We start from the raw sequence: 16,504 nt of genomic DNA, 5'->3' as shown, positions 1-16,504 counted from the left end.
TTTCATAGGGGCCCGCAGCGGCAGTACTGGCTGCAACAAGGCCGGATATAGAGCTGCAGCCCATCCTGTCTGTCTGAACACACGAAAACTGTTGCAAACGGGACGCGTTCATATAGATCACGATGAAGCGGATCGGCATCGCAGGGTGGCTGACCATGTTGCTGGCGAGCTTCGCATTCGCGCAGGCCGGCGACGCCGACACGGCCGACGCGCGGCGCAACTGGTACAACGACCCGTTCGTCGCGCTGTCGCAGGACGTCGCCGAATGCCCGTTGCCGCTCGGCCCGTGGATGACGCGCGCCGAGATGACGGACGATGCGCACTACCGCGCCGAACGCGGCACGACCTGCTGGCTCGCCCATCGCTGCACGAAGCCGAACTCGTATATGTACGACGCGTCGATCGCCGATGCGGCGAAGGCGCACTTCGCCGGCTCCGATCGTCTGCGCGGCACGAGCCTGTGGATCACCGTGCAGCGACGTTTCATCTACGTCGAAGGATGTGCGGATACGAGCGTCGATCGCCAGGCGTTGCAACGCGAATTCGAGGCGCTTCCGGACGTCGAGCAGGTGTTCATTCGCATCACCGACGATCCGCGCAAGCGCTTGCCGTACAAGGCGCGCGGACAACCCGACCGCGCGCCGGACTGACGCTCGACGGGCCGCCCATGGCATACTCGCGACATTCAAAAAAAGGTTGACGGGAACCATAATGAAACACATGCTTGCGTCGGTCTGTCGGTGGCCTCGGGCGGCCGTGATGTTGGCTCTGGTTGCAGGGCTCGGCGGGTGCGGTGGCGGTGCTCCGCTGTTCACTTCGGACGGGCGCCCGACCACTCAGGTGCAATGCACCGGCAGCGACTGGAGCAATTGCACGGACAATGCCCGGGCCATGTGCAACGGAGATTTCGACGTGATCCAGCAATCGACGGATGACGCCGTGCGAAATCTTCTCTTCGCGTGCAAGAAGAAGAGCGGTTATTGATCCCGAAATGACCGGCTGAGGAGACCACGATCGGGCGAAGCGCTTTTCTGTTTGCTTGGTGTTACCTATTTTTCACGAATAACACTCACGGAGTCCCATCCATATGGCGACCTACAGGCAACTGTCCGCACAGCTCGAACGGCTTCAGCAAAAGATCGACAAGGAACGTGAAAAGGCGATTGCCGACGCGATTGCCGAAATCCGCGCGAAAATCGACGAATACGACATTACGCCGGAAGAGCTCGGTTTTCGCCCGGCAGGATCGGCCGCCGCCGCTGCCGCCACAAAGCCCAAGCGGACCTTGCCGCCGAAGTACCTGAACCCGAAGACGGGCGAGACCTGGAGTGGTCGCGGGCGGGCGCCGGCATGGCTCGGCAAGAATCGCGGACGTTTCCTGATCAAGGACTGACTCCCGAAAATCCTCACCTTTCGCGTATCGACTGACGGTGCGAACGGCCATGCGGCCTTCGCACCGTTTTGTTTTTGGGCGGTCGCCATGCGATTTTCCGTCGCGAATTGAAGTGCAATGTCGCGCAATGAACGGATCCCGTTTTGCGAATTCGCCGCGATCCGACTGCATATTGCGGGGAATTTCCGTAAACAGGCGCGTAATGGCGCAATGCACGCGCATTGGCATTCGCCATTTTCGCGGTGCATGCGCGACGCGGACTTTCATCACCTTTCGCGTATTGGCGCGGTATGTCGTGCGATTCCCGAAGATACTCACCATGGCTCCTGTAAAACCTCACCTTTGAGCGCGCGACTGCAGCATCGTGCCGCGTTGCCTGCATCGTGCGAGCGGCACTGCGATGCCGTGCCGCGTGTGTTGCAGACCCATGATGCGAGCGTTGACGTCCGTCGAATAGTCGGCCGTTCGGCATATAGGCAGTCGCAGGCGCTTCGCCTATGCTTGGGGTTCGCGTCGATCGGCGCACGGCCCGCGTGGCCGCATGCCGATCGTGTCGTCTTTCGCCACCGCAGGGAGCCGATGTGACCGTTCGCCATCTCGATGCGTTGTTCCAGCCCAAGTCCGTTGCGGTCGTCGGCGCGTCGTCGCGCGCGGGCAGTATCGGCGCGATGGTGTGGTCGCGTGTGCTCGACGGCGCGTTCCAGGGGCCTGTCTGGCCGGTCAATCCGAAATATCGCGAGCTGGACGGGCATGCGGTCGTCTCGGATGTCGACCGGTTGCCCGCGCCGCCGTCGGTTGCCGTGATCTGCACGCCACCCGCGACCTGGGCCGGCATCGTGCGCAAGCTCGGTGAGCTGGGCACGCGGGTCGCGGTGATCGTCGGCGAGGCGCGCACCGATGCCGATCGCGCCGCGGTCGATCGCACGCTGAAGGCGGCGAAGCCGTTCGTGCTCCGTATCGTCGGGCCCGGCAGCCTCGGCGTGTTGTCGCCGGCGCGGCATGCGCATTTCGGCGCGCCTGCGTATACGGCGCGATCGGGCGGCGTTGCATGGGTATCGCAATCGAATGCGCTGACGAACGCGGTGCTCGGCTGGGCCCATGCGCGGGGCCTCGGCTTTTCGCATGTCGTCGCGCTCGGCAGCGAATCGGACGTCGATGCGGGTGACGTCCTCGACTATCTGGCGAGCGATCCCGGCACGCGCGCGATCCTGCTCGAGCTCGATACCGTGCGCGCGGCGCGCAAGTTCATGTCGGCGGCGCGCGCGGCCGCACGCAACAAGCCGGTGCTCGCGTTACGTACCGGCCGTGCCGATCCCGGCGATGCACTCTACACGGCGGCGTTCCAGCGCGCGGGCATGGTGCGCGTCGATGCGCTCGACGACCTGCTCGACGAAATCGAGACGCTCGGCGTGGGCCGCGTCACCGCACGGGGGGCGGCGACGCTCGTGACCAGCGATGCGGGCGTGGCGAAACTCGCGGTCGATGCGGTGGCCGAGGTGCGCGACGTGCTGACCGACTGGTCGCCCGCGGCCACGTCGGCCGTCGCGGCCGCGCTGCCGCATCTCGCGGCGCCGGGCAATCCGCTCACGCTGGGCGACGATGCACGCCCCGAACACTTTGCCGCGGCGATCAAGGCGCTCGCCCCGTTTCCGCAGACGGGCACGCTGTTCGTCGTTCATTCCACTTCACACAGTGCGCCGGCCGACCTGGTCGCGCGCACGCTGATCGATTCGCGGCAGTACGCGCATCGCGGCATCCTCGCGTGTTTCTTCGGCGCGGTCGATGCGGCGACACGCGATGCGCTGCACGCGAACGGCATTCCGGTGCACACGACGCCGCAGCGGCTCGCACGTGCGTATGCGCGTCTCGTCGACTACAACCTCGGGCGCCAGCTGCTGATGCAGACGCCGGAGGGCACGCCGCCGCAGCCGGCCGAATGCGTGGCGTCCGCCCAGGCCGACGCGCGCCGCATGGTCGAAGCCGGGCAGCATGAACTGGCCGGCGAAGCCGCGCTGCGCTGGCTGTCCCATTTCGGTCTGCGGGGCGAGCAATCCAGCGAGCCGGCCGGCAAGAAGGTCGTCGATATCACGGTCGACATGTATGACGATTCGAACTTCGGTCCGGTGTTTCGCTACGCCGTGCCGCCGGCGGATGGCGTATCGGCGCCGTTCGTCGTCTACGGTCTGCCGCCGCTGAACACCGTGCTCGCCCGCGCGGTGATGGAGCGCTCGCCGTATGCGCGCAGCACGCCCGTCGAGCCGACGCTCGACGCGCTGACGGCGCTGTCGCAGGTCGTTTGCGACGTGCGCGAAGTCGTTGCGATGTCGGTCACGCTGCGCGTGCTGTCCGACCGCGCATGGGTCGTCGCGCCGCGCATCACGTTGGCTGCAGGGCGCAGCCGGCTCGCGATCATGCCGTATCCGCGGCACCTCGAGCAGACGCTCGAGTGGCATGGCGAGACGGTGACGATCCGTCCGATCCGTCCGGAGGACGAGGCCGCACACAACGAGCTGCTCGGTGCGATGACGCCGGAAGATCTGCGGATGCGTTTCTTCGGCGCGGTGCGCAGCTTCGATCATTCGCAGGTGGCGCGCATGACGCAGATCGACTACGACCGCGAGATGGCGTTCATCGTGTCGTTTACCGACGTGTCGGGGCGCGACCACACGCTCGCGGTGGCGCGCGCGGTCGCCGATCCCGACAACGAGACGGCGGAGTTCGCGATCGCGGTACGGCCCGACCAAAAGGGCAAGGGGCTCGGCCGGCTGATGATGATGCGCATCATCGACTACGCACGCTCGCGCGGCACCGCGTGGATGGTCGGCGAGGCGTTGCGCGAGAATACGGCGATGATTTCGCTCGCGAAATCGTGCGGGTTTGCGGTATCGACGACGGAGGAGCCGGGCGTCGTCGGGTTCAGGATGAAGTTGCAGCCGTAGGCGTCAGTCTGTGGTCCCACGTTGCGAAGGTAACGCATGGCGTCGATGCTGCAATGTCTCGCCATGCCGCACGGTCACTCAGGAATGCAAAGGAGTTGAAACCAGTATCCGGCATGAAGCGCTCGCCGACGTGGCGAACCTGCCGGTCGAGGCGATATCGTGAAGCCCGCATCATGTCGGCAGAGGCGCGCCAGCGTGCTGCGAAATTCGCCCTGCGCAACCGTTTCAAGCGATGTGCTTGCACGCATTCGTGGCCCTATTCCGGCTTCGCACATGCAAAGCCATCACGAAGGTGAGACTTTTCGGGAGCGGCGAGTGAGCTTTTCCGGGACAGCGCGGTGAGCCGATACGGGAGCGTTCGGTGAGCTTTCCCGGGAACGGCCGATGAGCGCCTGCGGGAAAGGCCGGTGAGCCTTTCCGGGACACCTCGGTGAGCACTTGCAGGAGCGATCGGTGAGGATGTTCGGGAGGCATCAGTAAGCGTCTCCAGGAGCCTTCGGTGAGACTTTACGGGAGACTGCGGTGAGCGCTTGCGGGATGCCGAGGTGAGCTTTTTCGGGAGCATGCGAACGCACGCCTGCCGCGGGCGCAGCGCCGGCCAATGCCGGCGTGACGCGCAGGTGTGGGCACGCAGGAAGTGTGCCCACGATCACATTCACGCAGCGAGTTTCGACGCCGCGTCGTTCACCTGATCACGCGAAATCGCGAGTTCCTCGAGGTGTGGATCGGCATAGACGGCACCGGTTTCGCGCTCGAGACGGGCGATCGTCAGCGCACAACGCGCGGCGTCTTTCGGCATCGCGATGAAGCGCTTGACCGACTCGCCGGACGTGAACGCGTCGAACAGTGCGCCGCGCACGTCGTCCGGAAGCGTCTTGGTCCACTGATACGGCTTGCCGTTGAACGTGATCGACGGCGGCAGCGTGCGTTCCTTCTTGGTCGCCGTGATGAGCCCGTAGGTGCGCGCCGCGTCGCCGATCTGCTCGGGCGAGAAGAGTTCGTCAGGCGTGATGTCGAACTGCTCGATGTAGTTCTCGATCGCCTGCATTGCGGCGGCACGATCGTCGCGCTTCTTCTGCGCGCGCGCGACGATATCGCGCAGTTCGTCCGCTTCCTCGGGCGTGATCGTGAAGCTTGCCTGCTTCTGCTGAAGTTCGGAGAAACGCTGGAATTCTTGATCGTTCAGAAGTTTGGCCATGACATCCATCGGACACGACGGCCGCGACAACCGGCCGCCGTAGTTTTTGAGAGGGCCGCTATTCTAGCGTAGCGCCGCGGCTGCCCGATGCGACATCGCGCATCGGGCACCGCGCGGGCGTCGTGCGCAATCGCACCCGGCGCCGCTGCGCGATGCCCGGTGCGCGTTGGCGGCGAACCCGCGCGTCAGCAGGTCTCGGTGCGGCACATCGACAGATGGGCGGCCGTGTCGCGCAGTGCGTCGACGACCACGTCGACGGTCGGCGCCATGTGCGCATCGATCCGTCGCATGTACGGACACGTCAGCACGGCCATCGCATGGCCGGCGGGCCCGAGGATCGGCACGGTCAGGTCGGTCACGCCGTAGGCCTGGCGGCTGTCCTGGCGCAGGTAGCCGGACTGCCGGATCGACTGGCATGCATTCGCGAGCTCCTGCTCGTTCAGCGGCGTTTCGCCCTTGACCTTGCGGTGCTCGGCCAGCATGTGCGCGCGTTGCTCGGGGCCCTGGAACGCCAGCAGCGTGCGTCCCGACGCGGTATCGGCGAGCCCGACGCGCGAGCCGAGCCGGACCGACACGCCCCACGGGCCAGGCCCGTCCACTTGCGCGATCACGAGCAGGTTGCCGCGATCGTAGACGGACAGGTGGCACGATTGCTCGGCGGCATCGGCGAAGCGCTGCATCGGCGGCAGCGCTTCGGCGATCAGCCGGTTCATCGGTGGATGCCGGTGCGCAAGCGCGAACAACTTGAGGCTGAGCGTATAGCGGTCGCCGCCGGTCGAACGCATCACGTAGCGGCGTGCGACGAGGCGTTCGAGCATCCGGTAGATCTCGCTCGCGTTACGGCCGAGTTCCTTCGTGATTTCGGTGCGGGTGAGTCCTTCCTTCTGCTCGGACAGGAGTTCGAGAATATCGAGGCCCTTGTCGAGCGCGGGTGCGCGATAGCGGTCGATAGCGGCCATCGATTCCCGTGCGTCGCTGCCGGGAAGCGGGTCGTTGGTTGTCTGCATTGTCGGTGTGAGGTTGGGGGATTACCGTCGATCGGTTGGCGACGCACGCTGGCCGGTTCTGCACGCGTATAGGGCGGGCCCGCGGATGGCAATGAAAGCCATCCGTATGAGCTTAGCAATAAACATACAGTGTGCAATGCAGCGTCTTTTTACCGATCATTACCGGACAAGAACGGATGGGCAAACGTTTCCGATGACAGGGGCACCCCGAATAGCCAGTATTCATGCACCGATGGCAGGCGCCACTGCGAACGATGGTCGTTCCACCGACGCCGGTGCGGCGCGTGCTGCGCCGCAGCGTCGGCAGGCGCACCAATAGTCGGTATCCGTCGCGCGTCATTTCACGGCGCGCGGCCGATGGTACAAAGGCTTGCGGGCCAGCGACGGCGCGGCCGCGCGTGCAGCCGGCCGGCATGGACCGGCACGCGTCGCGGATGCCGGGCCGTCGTCGCCGATGCGCAGACCGGCGGCCGCCCGTTCGATGCGCGCCGTACTTCCGTACGGCGCCGCGATCGCTGCGCCCGCGCGACCCTCGCGCGTCGACGGCATCCCGCATGCGGCGCCGACGCGTGCAATCGACGATCGACAATCAGTCCGGCGCGCGGCTGCGAAAGGCCGCGTCGGCCGGTATCCTGTCCCATTCGACAACAGAGGTTAAGCACGATGAAACTGCTTCGCTATGGCCCGCCCGGCCAGGAAAAGCCCGGCATCCTCGACGCGGCCGGCCGGATTCGCGACCTGTCCGCGCATGTGCCGGATCTTGCCGGCGAGGTGCTGTCCGACGCGGGTCTCGCACGGCTGCGCGCGATCGATCCGGCCACGCTGCCGCTCGTGTCGGGCGAGCCGCGCATCGGCGCGTGCGTCGGTCACGTCGGCAAGTTCATCGGCATCGGCCTGAACTATGCCGATCATGCAGCCGAAGCCGGCATGCCGGTGCCGAAGGAGCCGGTCGTATTCGGCAAGTGGACGAGCTCGATCTGCGGCCCGAACGACGGCATCGACATCCCGAAGGGTTCGGTCAAGACCGACTGGGAAGTCGAGCTGGGCGTCGTGATCGGCGCGAAGTGCAAGGACGTCGATGAAGCGCGCGCGCTCGATTACGTCGCGGGCTACTGCGTCGTCAACGACGTGTCCGAGCGCGAATGGCAGATCGAGCGCGGCGGCCAGTGGGACAAGGGCAAGGGTTTCGACACGTTCGGCCCGATCGGCCCGTGGCTCGTCACACGCGACGAGGTACCCGATCCGCAGCGTCTCGACCTGTGGCTCGAAATCGACGGCCACCGTTATCAGAACGGCAACACGCGCACGATGGTGTTCACCGTCGCGCAGCTGATCGCGTATCTGTCGACCTGCATGACGCTGCAGCCGGGCGACGTGATCACGACCGGTACGCCACCGGGCGTCGGCATGGGGATCAAGCCGTCGCCGGTATTCCTGAAGGCCGGCCAGATGGTGCGCCTCGGGATCGACGGGCTCGGCGAGCAGTTGCAGAGCACGCGCCACGCGCAATGAGCGCGTGAGCGACGCGGGCCGGCTGGAGGACGCAGCCCCCCGCGCTGGCCATGCTGCCCGCCACGTCGGCATGAATGCCGGCGGCGAGCGGCGCGCCCCGAACGACGAGACAGCTCGAACCAGGGGCCCGATTCCGCGCGATGCGGAATCGGCCCTTGTCGCATGTCCGCGGCGGTGCGAAGCGGATCAGACCACGTTGTCCAGTTCGCAATGCGCTTCGAGCCGATATCCGTCGGGGTCGACGACGAACGCCGCGTAGTAGCCCGGGCCGTAGTGCTCGCGCTTGCCGGGGCCGCCGTTGTCCTTGCCGCCGTGCTCGAGCGCGGCGCGGTAGAACGCATCGACCTCGACCGGCGACGCGGCCTTGAACGACAGGTGCAACCCCGAATCGGGATCGGCGACGACCGGGCGAGCCGCGTGCTGCAACCACAGCTCGGGCTCGGTCGTGCCGTACCCGATCGCGTTGTCGTCGCTATACAGACGCTTGTAGCCGAGTGCGCCAAGCGTGCTGTCGTAGAAGGTGCGGCTGCGGCCAACGTGTGCAACGCCGAATGAAAGGTGATCGATCATCTGTGGTTCTCCTTGAACTGAGGGGGACGTCAGAACGGCAAACCTGCCTGGAGGCACCATGCCAGCCGCTTGCAGCGAAGCGCGCCGAGCGTACTCGCCTCGTACGTGCGGCCGGCGACGGTGTGGATAACGCTGAACGAAAAGCGATCGATCATCTGTGTCTCCTTGGATTGAAGGGAGCGTCGGTGCAGCAACCTTTTTTAACCACCATGCCGGTTATGTTAGAAATCGCTCCGGCGCTTGTCAACCGGCATGGTGGTTAGATACGATCGCGTCATGAGAAAAACGCAACCTTCCGTCGCGATCGACTGCCTGATCCCGGCGCCGCCCGAGACGTTGAGCCTCGATTTCGCGAACACGCTGTACTGGCGCGGCAGCGACCCGCCGACGGAAACCTTCGGCGCGCTGGACGACCTGCTCGCGTGGTGCCGCGAGCAGGCCGGCGTACCGGCCGGGCTGGTCGACGCGTGTCGTGAGCAATATCCGAACCCGAAGAAGAATGACGAGCCTCCGATGCTCGCGCAGGCGCTCGCATTGCGCGAGGCGCTCTACCGGCTCTTTCACGCGCAAGCGGAGCAGCGCGAGCCACAGCCCGACGATCTCGCGCTGCTCGGCGGCTTTCTGGCGGAAGCGTCGCCGCGCGTTGCGCTGGCGCGCGTCGACGGCCGCTACGCGTGGCGGATCGATGCGTCAGGTGCGACGCTCGCGGGGCTGCTGAGTCCGGTGCTGTGGTCGGCGATCGACCTGCTCGGCGGCGCGCGGCTCGCGAAGGTCAAGCGCTGCGCGAACGATGCATGCCAGTGGCTGTTCATCGACGACAGCAAGAACGGCAGCCGACGCTGGTGCTCGATGTCGTCGTGCGGCAATCGCGCGAAGGCGTATCGCCACTATCACAAGGCCGAATGACGGGGCGGCCCGAACCTATTTCGCCGACAGCTTGCGCCACAGCGTCGTCTTGCTGATGCCGAGCATCGCGCAGGCGCGATCGCGGTCGCCGCCGCACGCGTCGAGTACCGCGCGGATCTCGTCGGCTTCCGCGCGACGGCGGCGTGCGTGGAGCGTTTGTCCATCGTCGTCGGCGCCCCCACCGGCGTCGGGCGGCGCGGCGAACAGCTCGGGCGCGATCACCTGCAGCGCGCCGGCGGCGAGCGCCGCACACGCGGCGTCAGGATCGCTCTCGTCGACGTCCTCGGCCAGCTCCACCGCGATCCGCTCGACCACGTTCTGCAACTCGCGCACGTTGCCCGGCCAGCGGTAGCGCGCGAGCGTCGCTTGCGTCGCGCCGAGCACGCGCAGCGCGTCGTCGGTGTCGCGCACGCGTTCGGCGAGACGCGGCTCGCGCCGCGCGGCCTGCACGAGCAGCGTCGCCGCGAGCGCGGGAATGTCGGCCGCGCGTTCGCGCAGCGGCGGCAGGCCGACGTTCAGGATGTTGAGCCGGTAATAGAGATCCGCGCGGAACGTGCCGGCCTCGACGGCCGCGAGCAGCGGCCGGTGCGTCGCGGCGATCACGCGCACGTCGATGCGGATCGGCTCGGTCGAGCCGAGGCGGATCACTTCGCGTTCCTGCAGCACGCGCAGCAGCCGGCTCTGCAGCGACGGCGGCATCTCGCCGATTTCGTCGAGAAACAGCGTGCCGCGATGCGCGGCCTCGAACAGGCCGGTCTTGCCGCCGCGCCGCGCGCCGGTGAATGCGCCTTCCTCATAGCCGAACAGTTCGCTCTCGAGCAGCGCTTCCGGAAACGCGCCGCAGTTGACCGCGACGAACGGATAGCTGCGCCGCGCGGACAGCGCATGCAGGCTCTGCGCAATCATTTCCTTGCCGGTGCCGCTTTCGCCGAGCACGAGCACGGTCGCGTCGGATTTCGCATAGCGGCGCACGAGCTCGCGTACGCGCGTCATCGGCGCCGAGGCGCCGACCACGTCGTCGAGCGCATAGCGGGCCGCGAACTGCTGCGTGGTCGGTTGCGAACGCAGCGCGCGATCGAGCCGTTCGACCGCGCGCGATTCCTGGAACGTCAGCACGCTGCCCGACGTGACGCCGCGATCGACCAGCGGCCCGCGATGCACGACGTAGCGCACGCCGCGCACGGTCGCGAGCGCGTCGCCGTCCTCGCCGCGCAGCGTGCGCAGTTCGGGCCGCAGGTCGACGAGCGCGCGGCCGACGGCCGCCGCGGGTTCGACCCCGAGCGCCGACGCGAGCCGTTCGTTGATCGCCTCGACGCGGCCGTGCGCGTCCAGCGCGACCACACCGTCACGCAGATGCTGCAGCAGCGTGTCGAGCCGCTGGCGGCGGAATGCCTCGGCGTGCGTCGCATACGCGACTTCGAGCGCCGTCTCGACGGCCTTGCGCACCGACGCGTGCGAATACAGGAACACCGCGCCCATGCCGGCGCTGGCCGCGAGATCGGTGACGAGGCCGGGGCCGACGATCGTCTCGATGCCGCGATCGCGCAGGTCGTGCACGCAGGCTTCCGCTTCCTGCGCGGACTGATATGACGCAAACTGCACGTCGAGGCCGTACGCGGCGACGAAGCGACGCACTTCGGGCGGCGTTTCGCCGGCGCTGACTAGCGCGATCCGCGTCGCGTCGCGTCGCGCGCGCGCGAGCGCCTGCATCACGTCGAAGCCGGTCGGCGACACGACCACCACCGGCACCTGCGCACGCGTTTTCAGGAAGCCGCCGTTCGAGCCGGCCGCGACGATCACGTCGGGCCGCGCGGTGCCCGCCTCGGCGATCGCGCCGAGCGCATCTTCATAGGCGCGTGTCACGATGCGCACGTCGGCGCGTTCGTCGAACTCGCCGGCGATCTCGCGAAACAGGTCGCGCAGGCGGCTGATGCCCATTGCCCAGATGCGCGGACGCACCGTGCGGTCGGCCGGGCCGACGGGCTTGGTCGAAGAGAGGTCCATGACCGCCGATTATGCGCGCGCGATTTCATTTTTGAAACACGAAATTGCTGAATTGAAATCTTCCGGCGCCGCCTCGCCCGGGGCGGGTGCTTAAGAATCAGTGGGTTAGCGACGTTTCGCAAGCTGGCCCGGTCCTTGCTGTTATCGGGCATTCCATCAGGAGGCCGTTCATGAGCAATACGCATCTTCAGAGCGCCGGCGCGAAGTTCCGCGCGGCAGTCGCGGCCGAGCAGCCGCTGCAGGTGGTCGGCGCGATCACCGCGTACGCGGCCAAGATGGCGCAGGCCGTCGGCTTCAAGGCCGTGTACCTGTCGGGCGGCGGCGTCGCCGCGAACTCGCTCGGCATCCCCGACCTCGGCATCAGCACGATGGAAGACGTGCTGATCGACGCGAACCGGATCACCAACGCGACCGACCTGCCGCTGCTGGTCGACATCGACACGGGCTGGGGCGGTGCATTCAACATCGCGCGCACGGTCCGCTCGTTCATCAACGCCGGCGTCGCGGCCGTGCACCTCGAGGACCAGGTCGGCCAGAAGCGTTGCGGCCACCGTCCTGGCAAGGAAGTCGTGCCGATCGACGAAATGGTCGATCGCGTGAAGGCCGCGGTCGATGCGCGTACCGACGACCAGTTCGTGATCATGGCGCGCACCGACGCGGCCGCCGCGGAAGGGATCGACTCGGCGATCGAGCGCGCGGTCGCGTACGTCGAAGCCGGCGCGGACATGATCTTCCCGGAAGCGATGAAGACGCTCGACGACTACCGCCGCTTCAAGGCTGCCGTGAAGGTGCCGATCCTCGCGAACCTGACCGAATTCGGCTCGACGCCGCTGTTCACCGTCGACGAGCTGCGCGAGGCGAACGTCGACATCGCGCTGTACTGCTGCGGCGCGTATCGCGCGATGAACAAGGCCGCGCTGAACTTCTACGAAACGCTGCGCCGCGACGGCACGCAGAAGGCGGCCGTGCCGACGATGCAGACGCGCGCCGAGCTGTACGACTTCCTCGGCTATCACGAATACGAGCGCAAGCTCGACGAACTGTTCGCGCAGGGCAAGAAGTAACGCGGCCCGCATCCCCCGATACCCATTGGAGAAACAAAACATGAGCGAGACGAAAGACGCAGCAGCACCGGCCGCCGCAGGCGCATTCAAGCCGAAGAAGTCGGTGGCGCTGTCGGGCGTGACGGCCGGCAACACCGCGCTGTGCACGGTCGGCAAGACCGGCAACGACCTGCACTATCGCGGCTACGACATTCTCGACGTCGCCGAATCGTGCGAATTCGAGGAAATCGCGCACCTGCTGGTGCACGGCACGCTGCCGAACCTGACCGAACTGGCTGCGTACAAGACCAAGCTGCGCGCGCTGCGCGGCCTGCCGAGCGCGCTGAAGGCCGCGCTCGAGCAGATTCCGGCGTCGGCGCATCCGATGGACGTGATGCGCACCGGCGTGTCGGTGCTCGGCACCGTGCTGCCGGAGAAGGACGACCACAACCTGCCGGGCGCGCGCGACATCGCCGACCGCCTGATGGCGTCGCTCGGCTCGATGCTGCTGTACTGGTATCACTTCTCGCACAACGGCAAGCGCATCGAAACGGAAACCGACGACGATTCGATCGGCGGCCACTTCCTGCACCTGCTGCACGGCAAGACGCCGTCGAAGTCGTGGGTCGAGGCGATGCACACGTCGCTGATCCTGTACGCGGAGCACGAATTCAACGCATCGACGTTCACGGGGCGCGTGATCGCGGGCACGGGCTCGGACATCTACTCGGCGATCACCGGCGCGATCGGCGCGCTGCGCGGGCCGAAGCACGGCGGCGCGAACGAGGTCGCGTACGAAATCCAGAGCCGCTACAGCTCGCCTGACGACGCCGAAGCCGACATCCGCCGCCGCGTCGAGAACAAGGAAGTGGTGATCGGCTTCGGTCACCCGGTCTATACGATCTCCGATCCGCGCAACAAGGTGATCAAGGGCGTCGCGCACAAGCTGTCGAAGGAAGCGGGCGACCTGAAGCTGTACGACATCGCCGAGCGCCTCGAATCGGTGATGTGGGACGCGAAGAAGATGTTCCCGAACCTCGACTGGTTCAGCGCCGTGTCGTATCACATGATGGGCGTGCCGACCGCGATGTTCACGCCGCTGTTCGTGATCTCGCGTACGTCCGGCTGGAGCGCGCACATCATCGAGCAACGCATCGACAACAAGATCATCCGCCCGAGCGCGAACTACACGGGCCCGGAAGACCTGCAGTTCGTGCCGATCGAGAAGCGCTGAAACGCCCGCCGCGCGTGCCGGCGCCCGTGAGGATGCGGGCCGCCGGCGCGCGCGGAACGTCATACCCAGATTTCCGCCCCACATCATGAATACCGCCAACCGCAAACCCCTGCCCGGCACGTCGCTGGACTATTTCGACGCGCGTGCCGCGGTCGACGCGATCGCGCCCGGCGTGTACGACACGCTGCCGTACACGTCGCGCGTGCTCGCCGAAAACCTCGTGCGCCGCTGCGATCCGGCGATCCTCGCCGATTCGCTGAAGCAGATCATCGAGCGCAAGCGTGAACGCGATTTCCCGTGGTTCCCGGCGCGCGTGGTGTGCCACGACATCCTCGGGCAGACGGCGCTCGTCGATCTCGCCGGCCTGCGCGACGCGATCGCGGACGGCGGCGGCGACCCGGCGAAGGTGAACCCGGTCGTGCCGGTGCAGCTGATCGTCGACCACTCGCTCGCCGTCGAATGCGGCGGCTTCGATCCGGACGCGTTCGCGAAGAACCGCGCGATCGAGGATCGCCGCAACGAGGATCGCTTCCACTTCATCGAGTGGACGAAGAAGGCGTTCGAGAACGTCGACGTGATCCCGCCGGGCAACGGCATCATGCACCAGATCAACCTCGAGAAGATGTCGCCGGTGATCCAGGCGCAGGATGGCGTCGCGTTCCCGGACACCTGCGTCGGCACCGACAGCCACACGCCGCACGTCGACGCGCTCGGCGTGATCGCGATCGGCGTCGGCGGGCTCGAAGCCGAGAACGTGATGCTCGGCCGCGCGTCGTGGATGCGCCTGCCCGACATCGTCGGCGTCGAGCTGACCGGCAAGCGCCAGCCCGGCATCACCGCGACCGACGTGGTGCTCGCGCTGACCGAGTTCCTGCGCAAGGAAAAAGTGGTCGGCGCGTACCTGGAATTCCGCGGCGAAGGCGCGGCGAGCCTCACGCTCGGCGATCGCGCGACGATCTCGAACATGGCGCCCGAATACGGCGCGACCGCCGCGATGTTCTTCATCGACGGCCAGACGATCGACTACCTGCGCCTCACCGGCCGCAGCGACGAGCAGGTGAAGCTGGTCGAGACCTACGCGAAGGCAGCGGGCCTGTGGGCCGATACGCTCGCGAACTCGCAGTACGAGCGCACGCTGACGTTCGACCTGTCGAGCGTCGTGCGCAACATGGCCGGCCCGTCGAACCCGCACAAGCGGCTGCCGACGTCGGATCTCGCCGCGCGCGGCATCGCCGGCCAGTGGGAAGAGAAGCCGGGCGAGATGCCCGACGGCGCGGTGATCATCGCCGCGATCACGAGCTGCACGAACACCAGCAACCCGCGCAACGTGATCGCCGCCGCCTTGCTCGCACGCAACGCGAACGCGAAGGGCCTCACGCGCAAGCCGTGGGTGAAGAGCTCGCTCGCGCCCGGCTCGAAGGCGGTCGAACTGTATCTGGAAGAAGCGAACCTGTTGCCCGAACTCGAGAAGCTTGGCTTCGGCATCGTCGCGTTCGCGTGCACGACCTGCAACGGGATGTCGGGCGCGCTCGATCCGAAGATCCAGCAGGAGATCGTCGATCGCGACCTGTACGCGACGGCCGTACTGTCCGGCAACCGCAACTTCGACGGCCGCATTCACCCGTATGCGAAGCAGGCGTTCCTCGCGTCGCCGCCGCTCGTGGTCGCGTATGCGATCGCCGGCACTATCCGCTTCGACATCGAGCGTGACGTGCTCGGCCACGATCCGGACGGCCAGCCCGTCACGCTGAAGGACATCTGGCCGACCGACGAGGAGATCGACGCGATCGTCGCGTCGAGCGTGAAGCCCGAACAGTTCCGCAAGGTCTACGAGCCGATGTTCGCGCGCAGCGCCGATGCGGGCGAGCGCGCGGCGCCGCTGTACGACTGGCGCGCGCAGAGCACGTACATCCGCCGTCCGCCGTACTGGGAAGGCGCGCTGGCCGGCGAGCGCACGCTGAAGGGCATGCGCCCGCTCGCGGTGCTCGGCGACAACATCACGACCGACCACCTGTCGCCGTCGAACGCGATCCTGCCGAACAGCGCGGCCGGCGAGTACCTCGCGAAGATGGGCCTGCCGGAAGAGGACTTCAACTCGTACGCAACGCACCGGGGCGACCACCTGACCGCGCAGCGCGCGACCTTCGCGAACCCGACGCTCGTCAACGAGATGGCGGTCGTCGACGGCGCGGTGAAGAAGGGCTCGCTCGCGCGCGTCGAGCCGGAAGGCAAGGTCATGCGGATGTGGGAAGCGATCGAGACGTACATGAATCGCAAGCAGCCGCTGATCGTCGTGGCCGGCGCCGACTACGGCCAGGGCTCGTCGCGCGACTGGGCCGCGAAGGGCGTGCGGCTCGCGGGCGTCGAGGCGATCGCCGCCGAAGGCTTCGAGCGCATCCACCGCACGAACCTGATCGGGATGGGCGTGCTGCCGCTCGAGTTCAAGCCGGGCACCAACCGGACGACGCTCGGCATCGACGGCACCGAGACCTTCGACGTGATCGGCGAGCGCACGCCGCGCGCCGATCTCACGCTCGTGATTCACCGCAAGAACGGCGAACGCGTCGAGGTGCCGATGACGTGCCGGCTCGATACGGCCGAGGAAGTGTCGATCTACGAAGCGGGCGGCGTGCTGCAGCGGTTCGCGCAGGACTTCCTCGAATCGTCGCAGGCAGCCTGACCGGCGCACATTGAGAAC

The 16,504-nt window shown here is 66.9% G+C and carries 14 protein-coding genes; 9 read left to right on the top strand and 5 right to left on the bottom strand.

What is annotated here, in order from left to right; translation table 11 throughout:
* Positions 1-122 precede the first annotated feature (122 nt).
* The 4 genes from MMB92_RS28015 to MMB92_RS28000 all read left to right on the top strand — a co-directional run bounded on the left by MMB92_RS28015 (position 123) and on the right by MMB92_RS28000 (position 4,332).
* Entirely contained in the window at positions 123-650 is a 528-nt protein-coding gene (locus MMB92_RS28015; RefSeq protein ID WP_062885052.1) for a BON domain-containing protein, read from the top strand.
* A gap of 61 nt (positions 651-711) precedes the next feature.
* Complete coding sequence (locus MMB92_RS28010) at positions 712-984, top strand: hypothetical protein (protein WP_012493616.1); 273 nt, start codon at positions 712-714, stop codon at positions 982-984.
* A gap of 103 nt (positions 985-1,087) precedes the next feature.
* Complete coding sequence (locus tag MMB92_RS28005; protein ID WP_062885051.1) at positions 1,088-1,393, top strand: H-NS histone family protein; 306 nt, start codon at positions 1,088-1,090, stop codon at positions 1,391-1,393.
* Positions 1,394-1,974: 581 nt separating this feature from the next.
* Positions 1,975-4,332 (top strand): GNAT family N-acetyltransferase, encoded by a 2,358-nt coding sequence (locus tag MMB92_RS28000; protein ID WP_277563078.1) that lies wholly within the window; start codon positions 1,975-1,977, stop codon positions 4,330-4,332.
* Between the two features lie 655 nt (positions 4,333-4,987).
* Here the strand turns inward: MMB92_RS28000 and MMB92_RS27995 are convergent.
* Positions 4,988-5,539 (bottom strand): hypothetical protein, encoded by a 552-nt coding sequence (locus MMB92_RS27995; RefSeq protein ID WP_034178622.1) that lies wholly within the window; start codon positions 5,537-5,539, stop codon positions 4,988-4,990.
* 176 nt (positions 5,540-5,715) lie between these two features.
* Positions 5,716-6,537, bottom strand: a complete 822-nt coding sequence (locus tag MMB92_RS27990; protein WP_006490143.1) for an IclR family transcriptional regulator — start codon at positions 6,535-6,537, stop codon at positions 5,716-5,718.
* Between the two features lie 663 nt (positions 6,538-7,200).
* Between MMB92_RS27990 and MMB92_RS27985 the strand changes: the two genes are divergently transcribed.
* Positions 7,201-8,049, top strand: coding sequence for an ureidoglycolate lyase (locus tag MMB92_RS27985; RefSeq protein WP_006481667.1), 849 nt, complete (start codon positions 7,201-7,203; stop codon positions 8,047-8,049).
* 186 nt (positions 8,050-8,235) lie between these two features.
* Here MMB92_RS27985 and MMB92_RS27980 read toward each other — a convergent pair whose 3' ends face one another.
* Positions 8,236-8,619, bottom strand: coding sequence for a VOC family protein (locus tag MMB92_RS27980; protein WP_006481651.1), 384 nt, complete (start codon positions 8,617-8,619; stop codon positions 8,236-8,238).
* A 29-nt stretch (positions 8,620-8,648) separates the two neighbouring features.
* Positions 8,649-8,774, bottom strand: a complete 126-nt coding sequence (locus MMB92_RS27975; protein ID WP_006494357.1) for a hypothetical protein — start codon at positions 8,772-8,774, stop codon at positions 8,649-8,651.
* A gap of 121 nt (positions 8,775-8,895) precedes the next feature.
* On the opposite strand from MMB92_RS27975, the gene MMB92_RS27970 reads away from it, so the two are divergent.
* A complete protein-coding gene (locus MMB92_RS27970; RefSeq protein WP_006494358.1) occupies positions 8,896-9,525 on the top strand; it encodes an ABATE domain-containing protein in 630 nt (209 codons plus the stop codon).
* A 15-nt stretch (positions 9,526-9,540) separates the two neighbouring features.
* Here the strand turns inward: MMB92_RS27970 and prpR are convergent, their stop codons facing one another.
* Complete coding sequence (prpR, locus tag MMB92_RS27965) at positions 9,541-11,529, bottom strand: propionate catabolism operon regulatory protein PrpR (protein ID WP_059722160.1); 1,989 nt, start codon at positions 11,527-11,529, stop codon at positions 9,541-9,543.
* A gap of 170 nt (positions 11,530-11,699) precedes the next feature.
* Here prpR and prpB point away from each other — a divergent pair, with 170 nt between their 5' ends.
* From prpB to acnD, 3 genes are all read left to right on the top strand, one after another.
* A complete protein-coding gene (gene prpB, locus MMB92_RS27960) occupies positions 11,700-12,593 on the top strand; it encodes a methylisocitrate lyase (protein WP_006481649.1) in 894 nt (297 codons plus the stop codon).
* A gap of 40 nt (positions 12,594-12,633) precedes the next feature.
* The gene (gene prpC / locus MMB92_RS27955) at positions 12,634-13,806 is read left to right on the top strand and encodes a 2-methylcitrate synthase (protein WP_006491569.1); all 1,173 of its coding nucleotides are present in this window, start codon (positions 12,634-12,636) and stop codon (positions 13,804-13,806) included.
* 85 nt (positions 13,807-13,891) lie between these two features.
* A complete protein-coding gene (gene acnD / locus MMB92_RS27950) occupies positions 13,892-16,486 on the top strand; it encodes a Fe/S-dependent 2-methylisocitrate dehydratase AcnD (RefSeq protein WP_060265551.1) in 2,595 nt (864 codons plus the stop codon).
* Positions 16,487-16,504 lie beyond the last annotated feature (18 nt).

Source organism: Burkholderia sp. IO2, assembly GCF_029522185.1.
Lineage (GTDB): Bacteria > Pseudomonadota > Gammaproteobacteria > Burkholderiales > Burkholderiaceae > Burkholderia > Burkholderia cenocepacia.
Note: the sequence above shows the minus strand (reverse complement) of the source record. Positions and strands in the feature narration are given on the sequence as shown.